The 23,633-nt window shown below is 70.7% G+C and carries 22 protein-coding genes; 17 read left to right on the top strand and 5 right to left on the bottom strand.

What is annotated here, in order from left to right; genetic code table 11:
• Positions 1-6: 6 nt before the first annotated feature.
• A complete protein-coding gene (locus K1T34_RS04260; protein WP_220242986.1) occupies positions 7-771 on the top strand; it encodes an SDR family NAD(P)-dependent oxidoreductase in 765 nt (254 codons plus the stop codon).
• Between the two features lie 159 nt (positions 772-930).
• Here K1T34_RS04260 and K1T34_RS04255 read toward each other — a convergent pair whose 3' ends face one another.
• On the bottom strand, positions 931-1,758 hold the full coding sequence (locus K1T34_RS04255; RefSeq protein ID WP_220242985.1) for a hypothetical protein: 828 nt from the start codon (positions 1,756-1,758) through the stop codon (positions 931-933).
• A gap of 142 nt (positions 1,759-1,900) precedes the next feature.
• Between K1T34_RS04255 and K1T34_RS04250 the strand changes: the two genes are divergently transcribed.
• The 3 genes from K1T34_RS04250 (at position 1,901) to K1T34_RS04240 (ending at position 4,347) form a co-directional block, all read left to right on the top strand.
• Positions 1,901-2,797, top strand: coding sequence for a TIGR03619 family F420-dependent LLM class oxidoreductase (locus tag K1T34_RS04250; protein WP_220242984.1), 897 nt, complete (start codon positions 1,901-1,903; stop codon positions 2,795-2,797).
• 1 nt (position 2,798) lies between these two features.
• Positions 2,799-3,239 carry a nuclear transport factor 2 family protein gene (locus tag K1T34_RS04245; protein WP_220242983.1) on the top strand — a complete coding sequence of 147 codons (441 nt, stop codon included), beginning with the start codon at positions 2,799-2,801 and terminating at the stop codon, positions 3,237-3,239.
• A 94-nt stretch (positions 3,240-3,333) separates the two neighbouring features.
• A complete protein-coding gene (locus K1T34_RS04240) occupies positions 3,334-4,347 on the top strand; it encodes a hypothetical protein (protein ID WP_255638302.1) in 1,014 nt (337 codons plus the stop codon).
• A gap of 5 nt (positions 4,348-4,352) precedes the next feature.
• Here the strand turns inward: K1T34_RS04240 and K1T34_RS04235 are convergent, their stop codons facing one another.
• Positions 4,353-4,982, bottom strand: a complete 630-nt coding sequence (locus tag K1T34_RS04235) for a DUF6000 family protein (protein WP_220242982.1) — start codon at positions 4,980-4,982, stop codon at positions 4,353-4,355.
• A gap of 88 nt (positions 4,983-5,070) precedes the next feature.
• Between K1T34_RS04235 and K1T34_RS04230 the strand changes: the two genes are divergently transcribed.
• Complete coding sequence (locus K1T34_RS04230; protein ID WP_220242981.1) at positions 5,071-6,198, top strand: acyl-CoA dehydrogenase family protein; 1,128 nt, start codon at positions 5,071-5,073, stop codon at positions 6,196-6,198.
• Positions 6,191-7,582 carry an NtaA/DmoA family FMN-dependent monooxygenase gene (locus K1T34_RS04225; protein WP_220242980.1) on the top strand — a complete coding sequence of 464 codons (1,392 nt, stop codon included), beginning with the start codon at positions 6,191-6,193 and terminating at the stop codon, positions 7,580-7,582. Before K1T34_RS04230 ends, K1T34_RS04225 begins: the two co-directional genes overlap by 8 nt.
• On the opposite strand, the gene K1T34_RS04220 is transcribed toward K1T34_RS04225, so the two are convergent.
• Positions 7,530-8,255: a maleylpyruvate isomerase family mycothiol-dependent enzyme gene (locus tag K1T34_RS04220; protein ID WP_220242979.1), complete on the bottom strand. Its 726-nt coding sequence runs from the start codon at positions 8,253-8,255 to the stop codon at positions 7,530-7,532. The genes K1T34_RS04225 and K1T34_RS04220 overlap by 53 nt on opposite strands.
• Positions 8,256-8,296: 41 nt before the next feature.
• On the opposite strand from K1T34_RS04220, the gene K1T34_RS04215 reads away from it, so the two are divergent.
• The 4 genes from K1T34_RS04215 (at position 8,297) to K1T34_RS04200 (ending at position 12,442) form a co-directional block, all read left to right on the top strand.
• Positions 8,297-9,205: a MerR family transcriptional regulator gene (locus tag K1T34_RS04215; protein ID WP_255638301.1), complete on the top strand. Its 909-nt coding sequence runs from the start codon at positions 8,297-8,299 to the stop codon at positions 9,203-9,205.
• Positions 9,206-9,275: 70 nt separating this feature from the next.
• Complete coding sequence (locus tag K1T34_RS04210; RefSeq protein ID WP_220242978.1) at positions 9,276-9,515, top strand: hypothetical protein; 240 nt, start codon at positions 9,276-9,278, stop codon at positions 9,513-9,515.
• A 77-nt stretch (positions 9,516-9,592) separates the two neighbouring features.
• Positions 9,593-10,777 (top strand): LLM class flavin-dependent oxidoreductase, encoded by a 1,185-nt coding sequence (locus K1T34_RS04205; RefSeq protein WP_220242977.1) that lies wholly within the window; start codon positions 9,593-9,595, stop codon positions 10,775-10,777.
• A gap of 81 nt (positions 10,778-10,858) precedes the next feature.
• The gene (locus K1T34_RS04200; protein ID WP_255638728.1) at positions 10,859-12,442 is read left to right on the top strand and encodes a cytochrome c biogenesis protein CcdA; all 1,584 of its coding nucleotides are present in this window, start codon (positions 10,859-10,861) and stop codon (positions 12,440-12,442) included.
• Positions 12,443-12,688: 246 nt separating this feature from the next.
• Here the strand turns inward: K1T34_RS04200 and K1T34_RS04195 are convergent, their stop codons facing one another.
• Both K1T34_RS04195 and K1T34_RS04190 read right to left on the bottom strand, forming a co-directional pair.
• Positions 12,689-13,204, bottom strand: coding sequence for a nitroreductase family protein (locus K1T34_RS04195; protein ID WP_220242976.1), 516 nt, complete (start codon positions 13,202-13,204; stop codon positions 12,689-12,691).
• Positions 13,205-13,433: 229 nt separating this feature from the next.
• The gene (locus tag K1T34_RS04190) at positions 13,434-13,661 is read right to left on the bottom strand and encodes a hypothetical protein (protein WP_220242975.1); all 228 of its coding nucleotides are present in this window, start codon (positions 13,659-13,661) and stop codon (positions 13,434-13,436) included.
• Positions 13,662-14,069: 408 nt separating this feature from the next.
• Between K1T34_RS04190 and K1T34_RS04185 the strand changes: the two genes are divergently transcribed.
• The 7 genes from K1T34_RS04185 to K1T34_RS04155 all read left to right on the top strand — a co-directional run bounded on the left by K1T34_RS04185 (position 14,070) and on the right by K1T34_RS04155 (position 23,551).
• Positions 14,070-14,453 carry a hypothetical protein gene (locus K1T34_RS04185; RefSeq protein ID WP_220242974.1) on the top strand — a complete coding sequence of 128 codons (384 nt, stop codon included), beginning with the start codon at positions 14,070-14,072 and terminating at the stop codon, positions 14,451-14,453.
• Between the two features lie 72 nt (positions 14,454-14,525).
• Positions 14,526-15,533 (top strand): phosphate ABC transporter permease subunit PstC, encoded by a 1,008-nt coding sequence (pstC, locus tag K1T34_RS04180; RefSeq protein WP_220242973.1) that lies wholly within the window; start codon positions 14,526-14,528, stop codon positions 15,531-15,533.
• A complete protein-coding gene (pstA, locus tag K1T34_RS04175; protein ID WP_220242972.1) occupies positions 15,530-16,729 on the top strand; it encodes a phosphate ABC transporter permease PstA in 1,200 nt (399 codons plus the stop codon). The genes pstC and pstA overlap by 4 nt, the downstream gene beginning before the upstream one ends.
• A gap of 62 nt (positions 16,730-16,791) precedes the next feature.
• Positions 16,792-18,435 (top strand): phosphate ABC transporter substrate-binding protein PstS, encoded by a 1,644-nt coding sequence (gene pstS / locus K1T34_RS04170; protein WP_255638300.1) that lies wholly within the window; start codon positions 16,792-16,794, stop codon positions 18,433-18,435.
• Complete coding sequence (locus tag K1T34_RS04165; RefSeq protein WP_255638299.1) at positions 18,432-20,735, top strand: hypothetical protein; 2,304 nt, start codon at positions 18,432-18,434, stop codon at positions 20,733-20,735. The genes pstS and K1T34_RS04165 overlap by 4 nt, the downstream gene beginning before the upstream one ends.
• A gap of 228 nt (positions 20,736-20,963) precedes the next feature.
• The gene (locus tag K1T34_RS04160; protein WP_255638298.1) at positions 20,964-21,950 is read left to right on the top strand and encodes a hypothetical protein; all 987 of its coding nucleotides are present in this window, start codon (positions 20,964-20,966) and stop codon (positions 21,948-21,950) included.
• 20 nt (positions 21,951-21,970) lie between these two features.
• Positions 21,971-23,551 (top strand): Ig-like domain-containing protein, encoded by a 1,581-nt coding sequence (locus tag K1T34_RS04155; RefSeq protein WP_255638297.1) that lies wholly within the window; start codon positions 21,971-21,973, stop codon positions 23,549-23,551.
• Positions 23,552-23,633: the final 82 nt, after the last annotated feature.

Below are 23,633 nucleotides of genomic sequence, written 5' to 3'. Positions count from 1 at the left end.
GTGCACATGCAGGTGGACATCCGCGACAAGGTCATCGTCATCACCGGCGCGGCGCAGGGGCTCGGCCGCACGCTCGCGCTGGGGCTGGCCCGCGAGGGCGCGCGGATCGCGGTGCTCGCGCGCAGCTCGGCGAAGGCGGCCGGCACCGTGGACGAGATCGTGGCCGAGGTGCCGGACGCGCCGAAGCCGCTGGCCGTCGTGGCGGACGTGTCCGACGAGGACCAGGTCCGCGCCGCAGCCGCCGCCGTCGACGCGCACTGGGGCCGGGTCGACGCCCTGATCAGCAACGCCGGCTGGATGCCGCCCGCCGGCACGATGAAGGTGCTCGACTTCGAGCTGGCCGATCTACGACGGATCCTCGACAGCAACCTCGTCGGCTGTTTCCTCGTCACCAAGCACTTCGCGCCGATCATGATCCGAGGGGGCGGCGGGCGGATCATCTACGTCGGCAGCATGGTCGGCACCCAGGCTGGCCCCGGCGCCGGTGCGTACGGCGCGTCGAAGGCCGGGGTGCACCTGCTGAGCAATGTCGTGCACCAGGAGCTGGCGGACCAGGGCATCCGCACGGTGGCGCTGGCGCCCGGGCTCACGGTCACGCCGGGCATGCGCGTGGCGGCGAGCGAGGAGCACATCGCGCGGGTGAGCGCGCGCTACCCGGGTGGCCGCGTCGGACAGCCGGAGGACATCGTGCCGTTCGCGGCCTTCCTGTGCAGCCCGGCGGCCGAACACCTGTCGGGGACGCTGGTGGGAATTCGGCCGATCACGGGGTGAGTCCGATGTGGACGGAGTGGCGGAACCCGCTGGTATGCCTGGGGTTCTACGCTGTCCCCGACAGCGTGCACTTGCGCTGAAAGCCGTGAAGGGCCCCGGGGGGACTCGAAGTCCCTCGCGGAGCCCTTCACGGTGCTCGATCCTTGGTCGTGCGTGGGGTCAGAAGTCGAAACCGCCGCCGCCGCCGAATCCTCCGCCGTCGAAGCCGCCGCCATCGAAGCCGCCGCCATCGAACCCGCCGAAGTCCTGGCCGCCGCCGTCGCCGCCGTCGAAGCCGCCGCCGTCACCGCCATCGCCACCGTCGCCGCCCTGGTCGCCGGACTCGATGGCGTCCTGCTGGCCGGCGTCGTAGCCCGACTCCCAGGCCGAGGCGCTGGCGATGCCGCCCATGCCGGAGAACATGGCGCTGAACAGGAACATCGAGCCCAGGCCCCACGCGCCGGCCACGAGCGCGGGCTTCCACCACGGCTCGCTGTACCAGCCCTGCGGCACCGGACGCCCCGCCACGCGGCCGCCGGGGTAGTAGTACGGCGTGTCCTGGCCGGGGTCGGGCGAGGCCTCGTAGTGCTGGCCCTCGACGTCGACCTTGCGGTGCTCGGTCACCTTGCCGGCGCGCTCGCGCTCGGCCTCCTCCGGCAGCGCCGGGCCGGGGTCGAGGCCCATGGCGGTGCGGGCGGCGCGGACGTAGTAGAGGCCCTCGACGGCGGTGTCCTTCACCAGCCGAGCCTGTTCGACGGTCTGCGCCTGTTCCATCTGCGAGCCGGCGGCGTTGTAGCGCTCGCTGGCGTCGGCCATCGCCTGCTGTGAGGCCGTGTCGGTGCCGGAGATGTTGAGGACCTGCCCGCCGAGGCGTTCGACGAGGCGGCGCGCGTCGGCCTTCGCGTCGTCGAGCTGCCGCTGCCGCGAAGCGGCCTGCGACCGGACGAAGTACAGCCCGCCCCCGACGATCACGACGACGAGCACGATCAACAGGATCGCGGTGCCCATGGGTCACTCCACGTGTTGAGCTTGTCTCAGCGGCCCTGTGGCCGCCTTTGATTCGGACAACGCGGACAGTACGCTGAGGGTTCCCGGGAGGTGACGTGGAGCACCTCTGGCCGGGCAAAGTAGAACACGTTACAGTCGGGGGATGAAGTTCTCCCTGTCGATCGCGATGAACCCCCTCGATCAGCTGGGCGGGCTCGCCCGGGCCGCCGAGGAGGCCGGATTCTCCTCGATCGTCCTGCCGGATTCCCTGTTCTACTCGGAGAAGGTGTCCGCGGACTATCCGTACACGCCCGACGGCAGCCGGTTCTGGAACGAGGAGACGCCCTGGGTCGACCCGCTGGTGGCCGCCGCGTCGATGGGTGCGGTGACCGAGCGTCTCGAGTTCTACACGTCCGTGCTGAAGCTCGGCTCGCGCAACCCGGTGCTGCTCGCGCGTCAGGTGAACTCGGTGGCGGCTCTGACCGGTGGCCGCTTCGGTCTCGGGCTCGGCATCGGCTGGTCGCCGGAGGAGTTCGAGTGGTGCGGCGCGCCATATGAGCGGCGCGGCAAGCGCTTCGACGAGGCCATCGAGGTGCTGCGCCTGATCCTCGACGGCGGCATGGTCGAGTTCCACGGCGAGTTCTTCGACTTCGACAAGCTGCGCATGAGCCCGACGCCGCCGAAGCGCGTGCCGTTCTACATCGGCGGGCACACGGACATCGCGCTGCGCCGCGCCGCGCGCGTGGGCGACGGCTGGTCGTCGGCGATGATGACGCTCGACCAGCTGCGCGACACGATCAAACGGCTCAAGGAACTGCTGGCCGAGCGCGGGCGCGAGGCCGATCCGTTCGAGTTCCAGGCGGTGTGCGTCGACCGGTTCGGGCTCGACGGGTTCCGCGAGCAGGCCGAGGTGGGCGTGACCGACGCGATCACGATGCCGTGGGTGTTCGAGGGCCTCGGTTTCGACGCCGAGGTGGGCCCGAAGGTCGACGCGATCCGCAAGTTCGGTGAAGAAGTCATCGCGAAGTTCCGGGATTCAGCGTCGGATTCGGGGGAGTGACATGAGTGTTGAGGTCAGCTGGAACGTCGACGCGGACCAGCCGCCGGCTCGCCTGGCGTCGTTCCGCTCGATGACGTCGGTCGCGGCGGGCGACAAGGACGGGTGGCTGGCGTTGTTCGCGCCGGACGCCGTGGTGGAGGACCCGGTGGGCCCGTCGATGTTCGACGAGCAGGGCAAGGGCCACCACGGCCGCGAGGGCATCGGCGCGTTCTGGGACCTGACGATCGCTCACGTGGAGCGCTTCGAGTTCGTGATCCGCGACTCGTTCGCCACGGGCGCGGAGTGCGCGAACATCGGCACCATCACCACCTACCTGCCCGGTGGCTACCGCGTCGACACCGACGGCGTCTTCGTCTACCGCGTGGGCGAGGACGGCCTGATCACCTCGATGCGTGCCTTCTGGGAAACCGACCGCGCCATGGCGACGGCGCGCCAGGTCTGAGCTGCCCGATACCACCTTCGTGGGTGGTCTGACCGGCCACTGTTCGGCTCGCTGCCCCCTCGGGACGCCCGCGCGCGGGCTTACGGTGGGGCGCATGGTGGCTCGTGGTGTGCACCTCGTCGGCAGCGTGCCGCTCGAGGACTCGGAGACGGTGTTCCGCGCGGTCTCGGCCCACGTCGGCGAGTTCGTTCGGCGGGTGACGGACGGCGAGACGGGCGTGCGGTCGAACTGGACGTTCTGGCAGCGGGCGGTGTTCGCGCGCACCCCCGGCCTGGTCACCGACGAAGTCCACCGCGGCGAGTACAGCAGTACGCCCAAGTACCGGCTGGCCGGTCCCGCTTCGGCGGTGCGCTTCGGCCCCCTCGGCTACGCCCAGGCGGCGCTGTCGTCATGGGTCGTCTTCCGGCGCCTGCGCGCGGCGGGGGTGCTGCCGGACGTCCGGTTCCAGGTCAGCCTCCCCACGCCCATGGCCCCGATCCGCCTGCACGTGGACACCGCCGACCAGGCCGCCGTCGAGCCGGCCTACGAAGCCGCGATGCTGCGCGAGCTGGAGCTCATCACCGACGCCATCCCGGCCGACCAGCTCGCGATCCAGTGGGACACCGCCGTCGAGTTCGGCATGCTGGAGGGCGTTTTCCCCAGCTGGGTCCCGGATCTCGAGGCCGGCGTCCTCGACCGCCTGACCCGCCTCGGCAACGCCGTGCCCGCCGACGTCCACCTCGGCTACCACCTGTGTTACGGCGACAGCGGCGGCCGCCACTTCGTCGAGCCCGCGGACACCGCGCTCCTGGTTCGCGTGGCGAACGCCCTGGCCGCGCGGCTTTCGCGGCCGCTGGGGTGGATCCACCTGCCCGTGCCGATCGGCCGGACGGATCCGGAGTACTTCGCGCCGCTGCGTTCCCTGGCGTTGCCCGCGGAGACCGAGCTGTACCTGGGCCTCGTGCACGTCGCGGACGGCGAACCCGGTGCGCGCAAACGCATCGCCGCCGCACTGTCCGCCGTGGACTCCTTCGGCATCGCCACGGAATGCGGCTTCGGCCGGCGCCCACCGGAGACGGTGCCGGGCTTGCTGGCCCTGCACGCGGCGGTGGCCGAGCTGACGCCGTAGTTTGATCACCGCTCGGACGGCAGGGCTTTCATGGCGTGGTCGGCGTACGAGCATTGCGTCCGGATGACGTCACGGGACTGATCGAGCGACACCGGCACGTCGGCTCGGTCAGGGGGGAACCTGGCGTGCAGCCAGCGCGACCAGAGCCCGGTTTCGCCGAGGAACCGGGCTGAGTGCTCGGTGCCCAGCCGCGCGTCCAGGTAGCTGAGCGCGCCCATGGCCGAGTCCTGCTCGCCGCGGTCGGTGCGTGGCAGGAATGCGTGGAGGTAGTCGACCAGCAGACGTGCGTCTTCCTCCGTGCCGAATCGCGCCAGCGCGAAGCAGAATCCGCGGCCGGCGTAGATACGTTTGTTCGCGAGAAGCAGCTCGCCGATCCGTTCGCCGTGCGCAGCTCGCCGGGCGAAGGCGACCAGCCACGAAGCCGTCAGCTGCGCACGCCATTCGTAGCCGAACAGCAGCTCGAGCTCGTCGTCGGTGATGCGCACCGAGTCCTCGGCCAGCGCGCGTCCGAAGGCCTGCCGTTGCGCCGGGTCGCTCAGGAACGGGGTGTTGAGCAACTGCAGGTACCTGCGCCCCGGCGTCACGTACGTTTCGACGGCCGCGTTGAGCGCGGGCTCGTGCCGGTGGTCGCGCATGCGGGAATTCTGCCCGCGTGAGCGCTCACCACAAAGGCCATTTCCTGGCAAGATCGCCGGTCGGGAGTTGCCGACCAGGGGAGGCGTCATGGCTGCTGGACATCCACTCGGCCCACCGGCTCACGAGCAGCACTGGGTGGACCTCGCGGCAGACCTTGCCGCCGGGTTCGCGCTCACGACGGCCGAGCGGGACCGGACCAGCGAGTTGCCCGTCGAGAACCTCCGACGGCTGAACGCGAGTGGGCTCGACGCCGCGTTGCTGCCGGCGGAGTACGGCGGCCAGGACCTGAGCTACCGCACTTACGGCGCGATCGTCCGGCTGCTGAGTGCGGCGTGCCCGTCGACGGCGTGTGTGTGGGTGATGCACATCGGCGCGGCGGCGGGCCTGGTGGAGCTGTCGGAGCCCGACATGGCGCGGTTCTTCGCCGAGCGGCTGGCGGCCGGGGCGCGGTTCGCGAACGCGTTGAGCGAGCCGGCCGGCGGGAACCTGTTCCTGCAGTCGCAGCAGCCCGCGGAGGCGGTCGAAGGCGGGTTCCGGCTGAGCGGGGAGAAGCGCTTTTCGTCCGGGTGCGAGATCGCCGACCACTTCCTCGTCAACGCGAAGGTCGACGGCGTCTCCACGTTCTTCGGGCTCGATGCCGACCCTGCGACGATGACGTTCCAACCGAGCTGGGACGCGATGGGCCTGCGCGCGAGCGGCAGCCGGCTGATCCGCTTCGACGGCACGCTCCTGCCGCACGAGCGCCGCTGCCCGCCGTCGAAACGGCGGCGCCCCAACCACATCGGGGCGGGGGTGGCGGCGTTGTCGCTGGGGGTGGCCGATGGCGCGCTGGCGGCGTTGCGGGAGCACGCACGCGCCCGGAAGGTGTTGCCGGGCGGTGGGACGGTGGCGGAGCAGCAGTGGGTGCGCTTCGGCGTCGGCGAGCTGGAGAGCCGGCTGCAGGCCGCGGCGATGTTCGCGCAGCACATGTGCTGGCTCGCCGACGAGAACTCGCCCGGTTTCCTGCCCGCGACGATGCGCGCGAAGCTGCTGGCCAACGACGTCGCGCGCGAGATCGCCGACCTCGGCGTGCGCGTGGGCGGGGGCTCGGGGTACCTGAAGACGTCGCCGATCGAGCGGTGGTTCCGCGACGCGCAGGCGGGCTGGCTGATGGCCTACTCCGCCGAGATCTGCAAGGACGTGATCGGCTCGCAGGTGCTGGGCGACGATGCCTGAGCGGATGCTGTTCAACGCGTTCCACATGTTCGCCGTCTCCCACCACGCGCAGGGGTTGTGGGCCGAGCCGGACAGCCGTCAGCTCGGCTACACCGACCCCGCGACGTGGCTCGACCTTGCCCGGACGCTGGAGCGCGGCCGGTTTGACACGCTCTTCTTCGCCGACGTCCTCGCCCCGTACGAGACCTACCGCGGCTCGCGCGACGCGGCGGTGCGCGAGGGGATGCAGTTCCCGACCGGCGATCCCTCGGTGCTGATCCCGCTGCTCGCCTATCACACGGAACACCTGGGTTACACGTTCACGCAGAACATCCTGCAAGAGCACCCGTACCCGTTCGCCCGCAAAGTGTCCACTCTGGACCACCTGACGGGCGGGCGGGTGGCGTGGAACATCGTCACGTCGTTCCTGCCGGGCGCGGGCCGCAACCTCGGCCACGGCGGGCTGCCGGGCCACGAGGAGCGCTACGGCCGCGCCGAGGACTTCACGCAGGCGGTGCTGAAGCTGTGGCTGCACAGCTGGGAAGACGGCGCGGTGCTGCGGGACCGCGAGCGGCGCGAATTCGCCGATCCGGCCAAGGTGCACGCCGTGGTCCACAATGGACCGTTCTACCAGCTCGACGGCCCGCACCTGAGCGAGCCGTCGCCACAGCGGGTGCCGGTGCTGTTCAACGCCGGTGTTTCGCCGACCGGCCGCGCGTTCGCCGGCCGGTACGCGGAGTGCCTGTTCATCAACTCCCAGGACCCCGCCGAGGCGGCCTCGATCGTCGCCGACGTGCGCCGGGCGGCCGCCGCCGCGGGCCGGAACCCGGCGCACGTCAAGGTTTTCGTGCCGCAGTCCTACTTGCTCGCCAGTACCGAGGCCGAGGCCCGGCGGCGCCACGCCGAGCTGCTGGAGCGCCAGACCGTGGAGGGGAACCTGGCGCGCGCGTCGGTGTTCGCCGGGCACGACTTCGGCCTTGACGACCCGGCCGCGCTCGTCGGCGACCTGCGCCGGCGCGAGGTGTCGGAGCCCGTGCGCAAGCTCCTCGCTTCGACCACCCGTGACGACTGGACGCTCGGCGAGTTGATCCTCAGTCGCACCAGCAAACGCGTGGTGGGGACGCCGGAGCAGATCGTCGAGAACATCGCGCGCTGGCAGGACGCGGGTGTCGACGGGATCAACCTCGAATACGTGATCTCGCCGACGAGCTTTAACGAGTTCGTGGACCACGTCGTCCCGCTGCTGCAAGCGCGCGGCCTCATGCAGCGCGAGTACCGGCCGGGGACGTTGCGGGAGAAACTTTTTCCCGACGGTGGCCCTCAGCCGCCGCGGGACCACCCGGCGTGGGCGCTCACGCCGCGCTGTGGGCCAGCCAGTGGTCGACGAGATCCCGGTCGCCGGTGATCGTCACGTCGTCGGCCGGCCGGCGGCGGGTGAGCACGAGCAGGAGGTCGGTCAGCGGGCCGGCGAGCGTGACGTCGGCGGGGGCGGTGGCGCGGGTCCACTCGATGCCGTCCGGGGCGCGGGTGACGTGCCAGCCCTCGGCGTGGTCGGGGAGGAAGCGCAGGGTCTGCCCGGTGCCGCTGAGCCCGGCGACGTCGGGTTTGAGCGTCCGCGTGGCGGGGTTCGCGAGCAGGCCGAACCAGTCACTGATCACGTCCTCGGCCAGCTCCGGGGCGACTGAGAACGCGCGGCCCGCCGCGTCGGCGTGGTGCACGACGGCGTCGTTGAGCAGGCGGCGCAGCCAGAACCCGGCCGGCCCCTGGCCGAAGAACGTCCACACGGGACTGTCGCTCGTGGACACCGCGTCGACGAGGTCCGTGGCGCCGGCCCGCAGCCAAGCAGACCAGCCGGCCGGGTCGCCGGGGTCCGCGTCGAACGGGTCGGGCACCGGCGAAGGGCCGGAGCGCACGATGCTCGCCGCCCAGCGGTGCGCCTGGCCGACGTGGCCGACGAGCACACGCAGCGGCCAGTCGGGGCACGTCGGCACGCGGGCGTCGGGGTCGGCGCCGGCCGCGGCTTCGGCGAGGGCGGCGGTGTGGTGGTGGAGGGCTTCGGCGAGTCGGGTGGTGTCCATGGCCGTACCGTAGGAACTCCATCCGGCTGGAGGTTCTACCGATGGTGACCGGGCTCACACTGGGGATCGGCGACCTGGCGCGACGGACCGGCGTGCCCGTCCGCACGATCCGCTTCTACTGCGACGAAGGCCTGCTCGAACCCACCCGCAGCGCGGGCGGCCACCGCCGTTTCGCCGAGGACGCCGTCGAGCGGCTCACGCTCGTCCGCCGGATGCGCGGCCTGGGCCTGGGGCTGCCGCTGATCACCGACGTTCTCGCCGGCCGCCGGTCCCTGGCCGACGCCGTCGCGGCCGAACGCGCCGCCCTGGACCGCGAGGTCGCGACGCTGGCCTGGCGACGGTCCGTCCTGCGCGCCGTCGAGGACGCGACCCCGCTCGACCGGCCCGCGCGCCTCGAACTGCTGTCGGCCGTGGAAGACGGGTACGCCGCCCACGACGTTCTCGTCCGCCTCTGGCACCCCATGACCACCGGGCCCGTCCCCGCCGAGTCGGCCCGCATGTTCCTGGACATCAGTGCCCCGCCGCCCCCTGAGCTGCCGACGCCCGCACAGGTGGTCGCCTACGCGTCACTCGTCGTGCTCGCCTCGGACCGCTCGTTCGTCGATGCCCTGCGCGCCAGCACGCTGGTCGACCACGACCGGATCCCCGACCTCGCAGCCCTCCACGCCGAGGTGGCCCAGGCCTGCGAGCTCGCCTTCACCGCCGTGACGTCCGGCACCCGTCCGACGCCGGGCCCGGCCCTCGACCGCTTCGTCGCCGCACACGCCGCCTCCCTGCGCACCACCGACACCCCGGCCTTCCGCCACGCCCTCAACCACCGCACGGCCCCCGACCGCGACCCCCGCGTGCGCGCCTACTGGACCCTGGCCGGCCAGATCACGGGCGAACCGGCCCCGATGGGCGTCACGCACACCTGGCTGCTGGACGCGTTGAACGCTTCGGCCGGCTGACGGGTGCGCCGTCCCGTGAAGGTGAACCCGAAGGCCGCGCTGTTGCGCCGGTTTTCGTGCTGCTGGCCGCGTGCGGGCGGCAACTGACAGCGAGGAAGTCCGGGCCGTGGTGACCGCCGCCGCGGCGGCGCGGAAGTTGCCGATCCTGCTGGTCGACGCGGATCGCGCCGGTGCGAGTGCGGACGGGGGCGCGCGGTGGTTCGGCGAGGCGGCGCGAGGGCTGGGGGACGACCGTGCGCTGGTCGTCGTCCGGGGGCGCCGTGCCGGCGACTCCGTCCCCGACCTCGCCGCAGCCCTCGCTCGACGGTGAGTCCCAGATCTTGGACAGACTCGCCAGACGTCTGACGTCCAACCTATTCTCGCGGCGACGAGGGCGAGGAGTGGTGCATGTCCGAACGTGATCGGGCTCGGTTGGCGGAGCCGGCGCAGCCGCAGGATTTCCCGGACAGCCCGTTGAGCCGGGTGTTGCGGCAGCCGTTGCTGCTGGGGGTGTTCCTGCCGCTGCAGACGGGTGGGTGGTCGCAGTCGACGTTGCCGCGGGGGACGGATTGGACGTTCGACTACAACCGGGCGCTGGCGCAGCAGGCGGAGAAGTACGGGTTCGACATCGCGTTCGGGCTGTCGCAGTGGCTGCCCAAGGGCGGGTTCGGCGGCCAGACGCACTACCGCGAGAACTTCCTCGACCCGTTCGTCTCGGCGATCGCGCTCGCGTCGGCGACGGAGTCGATCCTGTTGCTGGGCACGGTGCACGTGCTGTACGGGCCGTGGCACCCGTTGCACCTGGCCAAGTTCCTCGCCACCGCCGACCACATCTCGGGCGGGCGCTTCGGTGCGAACATCGTCACCGGGTACGCCGACGCCGAGCCCGCGATGTTCGGGCAGCTCAAGCCCGAGCACGACAAGCGCTACGCGATGGCCGACGAGTTCGTCGCCGTCTGCAAGGACCTCTGGGCCGGCGAGGACAACCTGACGTTCCACGGCGAGCACTACTCGCTGCAGGAGGCCTACGCGTCGCCGCTGCCGAAGTACGGCCGCCCGATCCTGGTGTCCGCCAGCGGTTCCCCGGCGGGCTTCGCGTTCGCGGGCCGCAACTCCGACCTCGTGTTCATCTCCAGCCCGGCGGGCGAGAACATCGACCGCGCGCTGGAGGCGTTGCCGGCGCACGTGGAAAAGGTCAAGCGGGCCGCGCGGGACCAGGGCCGCGAAGTGCGTGTGGTGATCAATCCCACGGTCGTCTCCGCGCCCACGAGCGCTGAGGCGCACGCGCGGTACCAAGCGATCATGGACCACGCCGACCTCGGCGCGATCGGCGCGTTCACCGACCGCCACACCGCGGGCGACAGCCAGTCGTGGCTCGAGCACTCCGCCCGTGGCCGCGCGGTCGGCGGGCACCTGCACATCGTCGGCTCGCCCGAGGAGGTCACGGACAAGCTGCGCCGCCTGCACGAAACGGGCATCGACGGCGTTCAGCTGACGTTCTACGACTACCAGCCCGAACTCGACTTCTTCGGCACGCAGATCGTGCCGCTGCTGGAAGAGGCCGGGCTGCGCAAGAGTGTTACGAATCCCTGACTGTCCACGCGGGACCGGCCGCCGCGGCCGGTCCCCGGCCTACTCTGTGCGAAGACAGAGGAGGTCACCCTGATCACGTTGGTGCTGATCGGCTTGGTGGGCGGGCTGATCACCGGCATTTCGCCCTGCGTTCTGCCGGTTCTGCCGGTGTTGTTCATGACGGGCGGGGCAAGCGGCGCGCGCAAAACCGGCACGGAGCCGACGCGTCGCCGGCCGTTCCTCATCGTCGCGGGGCTGGCGTTGAGCTTCAGCCTCGTCACGCTCCTCGGCACGCTCGTGCTCGCCGCGCTGCACCTGCCCGGCGACGTGCTGCGCTGGGCGGGGCTCGTGGTGCTGGTGGTGCTCGGCGTCGCGATGATGTTCCCGCGCGTGCAAGACCTCCTGGAACGCCCATTTGTCCGGCTGGGCCGCAAATCCGTGCCGGGCGACCGCGGTGCGTTCGTGCTCGGGCTCGCGCTCGGCACCGTTTACGTGCCGTGCGCGGGGCCGGTCCTCGCGGCCATCACCGTGGCCGGCGCGACGCACACGATCGGCACGTCGACGGTCGCGCTCACCATCGCGTTCGCCATCGGCACGGCGATTCCGCTGCTGTTCTTCGCGATGGCCGGCAACCGCGTCGCCGAGCGGGTGAAGGCGTTCCGGGACCGGCAGCGCCAAGTCCGCATCGCCGCGGGGATCGTGGTGATCGGGCTGGCCGTCGCGCTCACGTTCAACGTCACCGACGCGTTGCAGCGCGCCATCCCGGACTACACCGCGGGGCTGAACCAGGCCCTCGGCGCGGACAAGGTCGGAGGCGGCGGCAGCCTGCAGGCGTGCGACCCATCCGACGAGCTGCAGGACTGCGGCACCGCGCCGCAGCTGGTCGGCATCAACCAGTGGCTGAATACTCCCGGCGGGAAACCGGCCGCGCTGCAAGGGAAAGTCGTGCTCTACGACTTCTGGGCGTACTCGTGCATCAACTGCCAGCGCGCCATCCCGCACGTCGAGGCGTGGTACCAGCGCTACCACGACGCGGGCCTGGAGATCGTCGGCGTCCACACGCCGGAGTACGCGTTCGAGCACGTCCCCGCCAACGTCGCGGCCGGCACTGCCCGTCAGCACATCACCTACCCCGTGGCGATCGACAACGACTACGCCACCTGGAACGCGTTCAAGAACGAGTCCTGGCCCGCCGAGTACCTCGCCGACGCCACCGGGCAGGTCCGCCACGTCTCCCTCGGCGAAGGCGACTACGACGGCACCGAGTCGCTCATCCGCGAGCTGCTGACCACCGCCAACCCGAGTCAGACGCTCCCGCCGCGCACCGACGTCGCCGACGACACCCCCACGAACCCGTTGCAGAGCCCGGAAACCTACCTGGGCTCCGAGCGCAGCGGCGCCGGCGGCGCGCCCATCGACCTCCAGGGCAAGTGGACCACGACCCCCGAGTACCTCACCGCAGGCGACGACGCCTCCCTCACGCTCACCTACGACGCCTCAGCGGTCTACCTCGACGTCGGCGGCACGGGCACCGTCACCGCGACCGTCGGTGGCGTCACGAAGACGATCCCGGTGTCCGGGAGCCCGGACATCCACGCCGTCGTCCAGACCCCGACGCCCCAGCAGGGCACGGTGACGCTGAAGCTGAGCCCGGGATTGCAGGCGTACTCGTTCACGTTCGGCTGACGTTTCGCAGCAGGCCGGCGCTCACCGGCCACACCGACGTGGTCGGCTCAGTCGCCTTCGCCCCCGACGGCGCTCGTCTCGCCACCGCCGCACCGTCCCCCACCAGGGTGCGGCGTACCCCCGGCATCGGACGGCGCCTGGTCAGGCGCCATGGTCGAGCTGGTCACAGGGCGGGGCGGTCGCCACGGCACCCATCCTGGGCACGCCGAGGTGGGCGGACAAGCCTTTCGAGCGTGCTCGAAACGGTCACCACCGGCCGCGGTGCACGACCTCGTCGAACGGGCGGCGCGTGGGGTTCTTGATGGGCCGGAGCGGCCGGTCGGCGGGGTAGCCGATGGCCAGCATGAGCGACACGACGTGGTCGCCCGGCACCCCGAGGATCTCGCGCGCCCGGTCCTGGTCGCCGATCGAGGAGTGCCCGGTGCCGATGCCGAGGTCGGCGGCCGCGAGCATCATCGCGTAGGTGGCCTGTCCGAGGTCGTACTGGTCGAGCACGCGCGTTCGGTCGTCGGCCGGTTCGGGCACCACCAGCACGATCGCGGCCTGGGCGCCGGCGAGGTGCCCGGCGCCCTGCCAGACCGTGGAGAGCTCACGCAGCTGCGCGCGGTCGGTCACGAGCACGAAGTCCCAGTGCTGGCGGTTCGACGCCGAGGGTGAGCGCCAGCCGGCCTCGGCGATCCGCGTGAGGTGTTCTTCGGCCACCGGCTCGCCGGTGTAGCTGCGCACGTTGCGACGGGCGCGAATGGCGTCCCAGGTCTCCATGGTGCTCTCCTCTTCGCAGGTCGGACCGGTGCCGGAAAAGACCCTTGCGGGACAAGGCTGCCACGGCGGACGCGAGCACCGCTACCTCGTCACTCGTGAGACCCGGGTGATCCACTGTGGACGAAAGCCGGCCCTGAGCAAGGCGGGGTTCGTCGCGGCTCTTGAACTGCTCCGAACGGCGGAAAGTGCGCCGCACGGTGCGCGGCGCACTTTCCCGGGAACTGGACGACTAGTTCTGCACGAGCCAATAGCGGATCTGGCCACCGCTGATGGTGATCCTCTGGCAGTCGAGCGAAGCGCCCGGGTGGCCGACCGCGTACACCGCCAGCCCGACGCGGCACGCGGGCTCGTTGTCATACGTCGCGATCACCGTCTGGGCCAAGGCGATCGCGTTCCCGCCGAGGACCAACGCGCCGGCGACCAGTCCCGTGGCGACGACCTTGCTGCTGAGCTTCACGATTCTCTCCAGTCCTGCTCGCGCTCGAACCTTCGTGGTGATCATGACACGGCATCGGGGCGTACCCGGTGCTTTTGTCACATCGAGGTGAAGGTGGGGAAGAAGTGTTGCCCTGTCGGCGAAAGCCCACCGTTGCGGGCAAACGGGCAGGGTAGATTCGTCCCTGCCGTGAACGCTGCCCTGGTGCTCGGGTCGGCCGCGGTGGTAGCCGTCGCGCACGTCACCGTCCGGCGCGCCCGGATCGAGCCGCCACCCGGATCGCCGGATGCGGGGTGCTCGACCCGAGTGTGCGTTTAATCCCCTGTGAACGGTTGGAGCACGTGCGCGCTGCCCGTTGTTCGGCTGGCGTATACCGACGTGGGTGAGCCTGAGCGCGTCGGTCGGGGACCGCTGGAATAAAGGAAAACGATGGCCGAGCCTCGGTTCGAGATGGTGTCCATCTCGGTTGCTGGACTGAATGGACGAGCGCATTCCGATGCGGGGTGGGCCGTCATGTGGCGTTTTCTCTCAGCCAACAACCGCAGCATCGCACAGTCGGTTAATTCCTTCCCTGATGGTGATTCCTGTGCCTTCGCGGTGCAGACGCTCAAGGCCGGTCTCAAGCTCGCGGAAGTCTTGACCGTGCGCGACGAGCAGGGGATGTGGCTCTGGCAGCTCCGCCTGGACGGAACGTCGGTGGGGGTGTCCAGCCGCAAGTACCGCCGCCGCCTGCACGCGATCAATTCGGGTAGTTCTTTTCATCAACTGGCCGAATCCAGCCGCGAGATCAACCGAACGCGTGTTCGTCCGTAGTTAATGTTTTTGCCCGGCCTGAGACAGCTGTCCGGGTAAAGCTGCGCGTGCGTGATTCGGAGAGGAGGGGACATGACTGGGGTACTCGAACACGCCGGCGGGGAAACGCAGGCCCGCCGGAAGACCGGAAGACCCGGCGGCGCCGACCGCTTCTTCCGCCTGGCACTGCTGGGTGCCGGGCTGCTGGTGCTCACGATCATGGTGGTGGTCGGCGGTTTCCTGCTGAAGAACGGAAGCCAGGCGCTCGGCCGGTCCGGACTGTCCTTTCTCACCACGCAGGCCTGGCAGCCCGACTCCGGCAACTTCGGCATCGCCGCGGTGCTCGTCGGCACGCTGCTCATCGCCGGAACCGCGCTGTGCGTGGCCTTTCCGCTGGCCTGCGGAGTGGCGCTGTACATCTCGGAGTACGCGCCGCCGCGGCCGAAGCGGGTGCTGATCAGCCTGGTGGACCTCATGGCCGCCGTCCCGAGCGTGGTCTACGGCCTCTTCGGTGCGGTGTTCCTGCAGTGGAACCTGCTCGACGTGCCGCGGTGGCTCTCGGTGCACCTCGGCTGGTTCCCGCTGTTCACAGTGGACGGTTACGACGCGAACGATCCCCTGAGCAGCCAGACGGTGTTCGCCAGCTCTACCTTCTTCGCCGGCCTGGTCGTCGGGATGATGGTGATGCCGATCACCTGCTCGGTCATGCGGGAGTCGTTTTCCCAGGCGCCACCCGGAGAACGGGAAGGCGCGTATGCGCTCGGCGCCACGCGCTGGGGCATGATCCGCAGCGTCGTGCTGCCCTACGGCCGCGGCGGGATGATCGGCGGCACCATGCTCGGCCTCGGCCGCGCGCTCGGCGAGACCATCGCGGTGTACATGATCATCGCCCCCGTCTTCACGATCCAGCCACACGTGCTGCAGAGCGGCGCGAACTCCGTGTCGGCGCTCATCGCCCAGCAGTGGGGCGCGGCCAGCCCGTTCGGTCTCTCGGCGCTGATGGCGGCCGGGCTCGCGCTGTTCGCCCTCACGCTCGTCGTCAACTTCGGCGCGTCCGCGATCATCGCGCGCAGCCGCTCCGGACAGGGGAGTGAGGCATGACCGCCCTGGACACCCGGGAAACCCCGGAGATCCCCGAACTCCCCGAGTTCGACGACACACCCGAAACGCCCGAACGCCGGAGGGTCACCCGCCCCGGCCGCCGCGCGGACACGGTGAACGTCGTGGGCGCGCTCGTCGCCGCCGTCGCGCTGACCGCGATCGTGTTCACCCAGCTCGCCCCGTTCGGCGGCGCGATCGGGTTCCTCGCGATCGCGTGGCTGCTCTTCCTGGGCCTCTACGCGCTGCTGGTCTCCCTGACCGACAACGCGCTGACGGTCCGCGACCGCCTGGTCTCCGCGGTCGTCCACAGCCTCGCCGCGTTCGCGTTGCTGTCGCTCATCACGATCGTCGGCTACCCGCTGGTGCGCGGCATCGACGCCTTGAGCCACTGGAACTTCTTCACCGAGGACATGGCCAACGCCGGCCCGCTCGACCCGCTGAGCCAGGGCGGCATCATCCACGCGGCGGTCGGCACGCTGGAGCAGATCGCCATCGCGCTCGTGCTCACCGTCCCCTTGGGACTGACGTGCGCGGTGTTCCTCAACGAGACCCGCGGCTTCTTCTCGCGCCTGGTGCGCACGATCGTCGACGCGATGACCGCGCTGCCGTCCATCGTGGCCGGTCTGTTCGTCTACGCCGCGCTGATCCTCTCGCTGGGGCTGGAGAAATCGGGCCTGGCCGCGGGTTGCGCGATCAGCGTGATGATGCTGCCGATCGTGATCCGAGCCTCCGACGTGGTGATCCGGCTCGTGCCCGGCTCGCTGCGAGAAGCGTCGCTCGCGCTGGGCGCCGGGCAGCTGCGCACGGTGTGGCACGTCGTGCTGCCGACCGCGCGCTCGGGGCTGACCACCGCGATCCTGCTCGGCACCGCGCGCGGCATCGGCGAAACGTCCCCGGTGCTGATCACCGCCGGGTTCACCGCCTACCTCAACGCCGACCCGTTCTCGGGACCGCAGATCTCCTTGCCGCTGGAGACTTTCTCGCTCGTCACTTCGCCGGAGGAAGCGATGAAGGCCCGCGGGTTCGGCGCCGCGGCCGTGCTGATGCTGCTGGTGCTCGTGCTGTTCGTGATCGCCCGGCTGGCGGGCGGCCGCCCGGCCGGAGAGCTGACCCGCGGCGGACGCCGGCGCCGGGAACGCGCCTCGGCCGCCGACCGGGAACGGTTCATTCAGAGGATGCAGGGGGAGCAGCAGTGACTGTGCCGATCGTTCCCAATCCGACCACAGTCACGGCCGAATGCGGTCGTCGCAAAGGTTACGTGCCGCGTGGGGGCCGGCCTACTTTTGGCCGGATTGGGAAAAGGCGGTTCTTCCGCTCGGTCGCGCTCGCGCTGGCGCTGGTGCTGCTCGGCCAGAGCACCGCGTTCGCGCAGGGCTACGTGCCCATCAGCGGCGCGGGGTCCACGTGGAGCTCGAACGCGCTCGATCAGTGGCGCAAGAACGTCGGCCAGTACGGCATGCGGATCAGCTACGCCGCCACCGGTTCGACCGACGGGCGCAACCAGTTCAAGGCGGGCCAGGTCGACTTCGGTGTCTCGGAGATCCCGTACGGTCTGACCGACGCCGGCGTCACCGACGTCGCGCCGACCAACCGCGGCTTCGCGTACATGCCGATCGTCGCCGGTGGCACCGCGTTCATGTACAACCTGCACATCGGCAACACCCGCGTGACGAACCTGCGGCTCTCGGGCAAGACCTTGACCGGGATCTTCACCGGCGCCATCACCAGCTGGGCCGATCCGCAGATCAAGACCGACAACCCGGGCCTGACGCTGCCGGCCCGCAAGATCATCCCCGTGGTGCGCTCGGACGGCTCGGGCACCAGCGCGCAGTTCACCACCTACATGGCCCGCCAGTACGGCTCACTGTGGGACGCCTTCTGCCGCAAGGCCGGGCGTGCCACGCCATGCGGGTTCACCTCGAACTACCCGCTCGTGCCGCCGATGATCGGGCAGTCGGGCTCGCTCGGCGTCACGAACTTCGTGCGGCAGGACCAGAGCGAGGGCGCGATCACCTACGTCGAGTACTCCTACGCGCGCAACGCCGGGTTCCCCATCGCCAAGGTGCTCAACCAGGCCGGGTACTACATCGAGCCGAAAGCGCCGAGCGTCGCGGTCGCGCTGCTCGCGGCCCAAATCAAACCGGACCTGACGCAGGAGCTCGGGGCCGTCTACACGAACTCCGACCCGCGCACGTATCCGCTGTCCAGCTACAGCTACATGATCCTGCCGACGACGCCGACGGCGCCGTTCACCGTCGAAAAAGGACGGACGCTGTCGGACTTCGCCTACTACTTCCTGTGCGAGGGCCAGCAACAGGCCGACCAGCTGGGTTACTCGCCGCTGCCGATCAACCTCGTGAAGGCCGGCCTGAACCAGGTGGCCCGGATCCCCGGCTCGACGAAGAAGCCCACTGACATCACGAAGTGCAACAACCCGACGTTCTCGCCGGACGGCACGAACCTGCTGGCCAAGAACGCCCCGCAACCCTCGCCGTGCGACAAGATCGGCGTGGTCCAGTGCACTACCGGCACCGGCGGCGCGAAATCCTCGACTCCGAACAACGGCGGCCCGGGCGGCCGTTCGAACTCCACCGGAGGACCGGGTGGCACGGCGGGCAACACCGGCGGCACGGCCGGCACGCCGGGAAACACGAGCTCGAACCCGGGCGCGCCAGGCACGACCAACGGGCCCGGCGGCGGTGCGATCGACCCCGACACCGGCCTGCCCGTCGGCACGCAGAACCTCGCCGACGGCGGCTCTTCCGTGCCCGTGTCGCTCGCCCAGCGCGACGACGCCACGGCCGCGCTGCTCACGTCCGTGGCCGTCGCGCTGCTGCTCGGGCTCGTGATCGGTCCGCCGTTCCTCGCTCGGCGCCTCACGAAGGACAGGGACCGGTCGTGAAATACCTCAGACTCCTGCTCGCGGCCCTGCTCGCCCTGGCCGCGCTGCTCATGGCCGCCCCCAGCCAGGCCGAGACCGGCTCCGAGGTCACCGTGCCGGGCACCGGCGCGTTCTCCGCGCTGAAGATCACGGTCAGCCAGACCACGGATCTCATCAACCAGACCGTGCGGGTGACCTGGACCGGCGGGCAGCCGACCGGCCCGTCGGGCAACTTCGCCACCAACTACCTGCAGATCATGCAGTGCTGGGGCGACGCGCCGACCGGCCCGACCCGCGAGCAGTGCCAGTACGGCGGCCTCGCCGCGCGGGGCTCACCGGTGGCGGGCGCGTGGACGCGGCTGCGCCAGGTCAGCTACGGCACGTTGGTCGACCAGAAGGAGACGCTCAAACCCGAGGCGGGCAAGCAGGCCGTGGTGCCGTTCACGTCCGTCTCCGGGGTCACGACGACCTCGACCGGCGAGTTCTTCACCGCGGGAACCACCAACGAGGTCCCGCTCGCCAAGACCCGGCTCGACGGCGGCGGCGAGGTCGATTTCGAGGTGCAGACCGCGCTCGAGGCCGACGGCCTCGGCTGCGGCACCGTCGTGAACGGCGTGCCACGAGCCTGCTGGCTGGTGATCGTGCCCCGCGGCAACACCGAGGTCGACGGCACCCAGGTCGGCGTCGGGGACAACCGGCCGCAGCTGGACTCCTCGCCGTTGAGCGAGACCAACTGGGAGAACCACATCTCCGTGCCGCTGAAGTTCCAGCCGGTCGGCGACTCGTGCCCCCTCGGCTCGGCCGAGCGGCAGACCTCGGGCGACGAGTTCCTCTCCGAAGCCGTGCTGCGGTGGCAGCCGACGCTGTGCGCCGGCGGCGGCACCGTCTACGGCTTCACCCAGGTGCCCGACGGCGTCGCCCGCCAGACCGTGGTCTCGGACAACCCCGGGCTCGCGTTCATGACCGATCCCGTACCGCAGGACCAAGTCACGAAACCTCTTGTCTACGCACCGATCGCCCTGTCGGGCCTCAGCATCGCGTTCATCACCGAACGGCAGTCGGCAGGTGAAGGCGTGGTGCCGCCCGAAGTGTGGCAACGCGACGGCGAGCAGATCACCGAGATGAACCTGAACCCGCGGCTCGTCGCGAAACTGCTCACGCAGTCCTACGTGCTGTCGCTGCCGGTGCGCCAGGACTACCTCAAGGGCAACCCGGACTCGCTCACACTCGATCCCGAGTTCCTCAAGCTCAACCCCGATTTCGAGGACTCGGGCCGGCTGATGTCCGCGGTGGACGCCCTGGTGCCCACAGTGGACATGGACGCCACCACCATGCTGTGGAACTGGATCAAGGCCGACAAGGACGCGTCGGACTTCGTCAACGGCGTGCCCGATCCCTACGGCATGAAGGTCAACCCGTCCTTCCGCGGCACGAACCTGCCGGTGTCGAACTTCCCGCGCTCTGACCTGACCTGCGCCGGCACGGGGAACCTCGCCAGCTGCGCACTCGACCTGCGTCCGCTCGCCAACGACATGCACGAGGCCGGCCGCGCCATCAGCCGCGGTGACACGCTGGGCAAGGCGCCCACCGGCTTCTCGACGCCGACCGGCGCACCCGAGCTCAAGGCCGTCGACCGCGAGCCGCAGGGCCAGCGCAGCCTGCTCGCGGTGGTCGACACGCCGACCGCCGAACGCTACGGCCTGCCCACGGCCAAGCTGCGCAACTCCTCCGGCGCGTTCGTCGCGCCGACCGACACGGCGATGCTCGCCGCCGTCGCGGCCGCGAAACCCGGTGCCACCAAGGACGTCCTGCACCTCGACCCGACGACCACCGCGGCCGACGCCTACCCGCCTACGCCGCCACGGCACCGTCCGCTTTGGACAAACAGGCGGGCACCGACTACGCCGCGTTCCTCAAGTACGCGGTGGGCGACGGCCAGCGGCCGGGCGTCGAACCGGGCACCTTGCCCGCCGGGTACGTGCCGCTGCCCGATTCGCTGCGTTCGCAGACCGTGGCCGCCGCGGACATCATCGCGGCCGAGTCCGGCCAGACCTCGCCCCCGCCCGCCGACGACACGTCCGGCCAGGGCTCGGGCGGCGGGCTCGGCGGAGGTGTCCAGCCCCCGGCCTTCGCCGGGTCCGGTGGCACGGGCGACACGGGTGGCGCGCCCGGCACCGGCGCCGGACCTCCGCCGTCCGTTCCCGGCGGGGCGCCCCTGGCGGTCAAGGCACCGTCGACTTCCACGGCCAATCCGCAGAACGTGGCGCAGACGCGGCCGACCCCGGGCTCGCCCGTCGGCTTCGTGCGCTACCTGCTGGTGATCCTGCTCGCGGCGGGCGCGGTCGCCGTCGCCTCCGGGCCGGCGCTGACGCGCCTGAGCAAGCGGATGGGGAGGTGATGTCCGCGGCCCGCCGTGTCAGGAGCGGCAACTCCTGACCCGACGAGCCGGGTGCAACCGGCAAGACCGGCGTCACGCCTGCGAAAAGCACTGACGCCGGCGAGCTCGGACGAAGAGTCCGGGCATACCTGCTGAGCAAAGGATACCTGAAGTGAGCAAGAGAAGAACCCTGGTCACGGTCGCCGCGGCGGCCTTGGTCCTCGGCCTGAGCGGGGTGGCCCAGGCCGACCCGAGCGGCGCTCCCACCTTCCGCCAGCTCGCGGGTGTCGGTTCCGACACCACGCAGGGCGTGATGAACGGCCTCTCCGACACGATCACCGTCGGCGGCACCAAGATCATCGCCTCCTACGACGCGGTGGGCTCGGCCAGCATCACCACGAAGGACGCGGCGACCACGCCGGGCTGCACCATGACCCGTCCGGCCAACTCGGGTGAGGGCGTCAACGCCCTCGTCGCCTCGCTCGACGCCGGCGACAACTGCGTGCAGTTCGCGCGGTCCTCGAGCAACAACTCCGCGAGCTACGCGGGCAAGAACCTCACCTACGTGCCGTTCGCCGTCGACGCGGTGACCTACGCGGTGCGCTCGGACAGCTCGATCTCGAAGAAGCTGACCACAGCGCAGCTCAAGAGCGTCTACAACTGCACCGCTCCGGGTGTGGGCACCACGTACAAGCCGCTGCTGCCGAAGTTCGGTTCGGGCACGCGCGCGTTCTTCCTGTCCTCGCTGGGCCTGACGAACGCCGCGAACTTCACCACGACGTTCCCGTGCGTGCACGACACCGACACCACGGGCGCGCCGATCGAGGAGAACACCGGCACGTTCCTGACCGACCCGGCGAACGTCGCGCCGTACTCGATCGCCGCGTACCAGAGCCAGATCACCGGCGTGGTCCCGGCCGTGCAGGGCAAGGCCGTGCTGGCCACGCTCAACGGCATCTCGCCGACGTCGCTGAACACCGCCTCGTCGTTCAAGCGTGACGTCTACAACGTCGTCCCGACGGGCCAGCTGGCCAACGCGCCGTACGCCGGCACCTTCGCCGGCACCGGCTCCGCGATCTGTGGCGCCACCGACGTGATCACGAAGTACGGCTTCGGCAAGGCCGCCAACTGCGGCGACACCAGCATCGTCACGCCCTGACCCGGAAAAGGACCTCTTCCATGAGCACCAGATCCCTGCTGCGCCGCGTCGCCGTGGGCGGTGTCATCGTCACCGCCGCGCTGGCGGCGATGGGCACGCTCTCGACGGCCTCGGCCGCCGTTCCGCCGGGCACGCTCGGCACCCTGACCCTGAGCCCGGCCACGGGCGTCGACACCACCGCGGGCGTGGCCACCACGTCGGCGGGCTGCCCGGACACGGCTGACGCGTACTACCTGTACGTGTTCGGCCCCGGCGGTTTCACGAACGGTCTCATCGCGACGACCACCACCGACGTCGGCCTGTCCCACACGGACGGTTTCCCCGTCCAGCTGGGCCTGTCGATGAAGGACATCGCGCTGGACAACAGCACCACCGTCCAGCCGGGCCGCTACGACCTGGTCGCGAGCTGCATCGACTCGTTCTCGCAGGAGGTGCAGGGCACCTTCACCCAGGCGATCTACTTCACCGACGCCACGCACTACCAGAGCACCGACCCCGACGCGCCGGTCTCGACCAGCACGTCGCTCGCGGTCTCGCCGGCTTCCCCGGCGACGCAGGGCAGCCCCGTCACCCTGACCGCCACGGTCACCCCGGCCTCGGCCGGCGGCACCGTGCAGTTCAAGGACGGCGCGGCGAACCTGGGCTCGCCGGTGGCCGTGAACGGTGGCACCGCCGCCCTCACGACGTCGGCGCTGTCCGCCGGCAGCCACTCGCTGACCGCCGTCTTCACCGGTGGTTCGCAGAACGTCGGCGGCTCGACCTCGGCCGCGGTGACCTACCAGGTCAACGCCCCGGTCGCGACCCCGACCACGACCGCGCTCTCGGTCACGCCGAGCGGCACGGCTCAGCAGTTCAGCACGGTGACGCTGAACGCGTCGGTCACCCCCGCGGGTGCGGCCGGCTCGATCCAGTTCACCGACGGTGGCGCGAACCTGGGCAACCCGGTCGCGCTGTCCGGTGGCACCGCGACGCTGACCACTTCGACGCTGGGCGTGGGCGACCACACCTTCACTGCCAAGTTCGTCCCCGCCAACGCGGCGGCGTTCGTGGCTTCGGAGTCGGCCGGCGTGCCGCTGTCGGTGACCGCCTTCGCGGGCGTTGCCACCTCGGAGAACATCACCACGACCGTCAACGCGGGTGAACTGCTCATCAGCGTCGACAACGAGAACGTGACCCTGCCTTCGCCGGCGATGCTCCCCGACGCCTCGATGCTGCAGACCTCGGGCCAGCTGAACCCGGTCACGGTCACCGACACCCGCGCCGGGAACCCGGGCTGGAACGTCTCCGGCCAGGCGACCGACTTCGGTGACGGTGCCTCGCACGCGATCAACGCCGCCAACCTCGGCTGGACCCCGGTCCTCGTCGACAAGGTGGCCGCGCAGAACATCACCGCGGGCCCGGCCGTCGGCCCGGCCGCGGCTGTGGAGCCGGGCACGGCCGCGCCGGCGGGCCTCGGCCTGGCGGGCTCCCGCACCCTCGCCACCGCCGCTTCGAACGGTGGCAACGGCACGGCGCACCTCGGCGCCGGGCTTTCGCTGAACGTGCCGACGTCGACCGTCGCCGGCACCTACACCGCAGTGCTCACCCTCACTGCCATCTGATCACCGGGTCTCCGGCGGCGCGGTGCCGGCCGCCCGCCGGAGACCCGGCCCCAGTTGTTCTTCCGTTCGAAGGGAAACGCCG

This window comes from Amycolatopsis sp. DSM 110486 (assembly GCF_019468465.1).
In the GTDB taxonomy this organism is placed as follows: Bacteria; Actinomycetota; Actinomycetes; order Mycobacteriales; family Pseudonocardiaceae; genus Amycolatopsis.
Note: the sequence above shows the minus strand (reverse complement) of the source record. Positions and strands in the feature narration are given on the sequence as shown.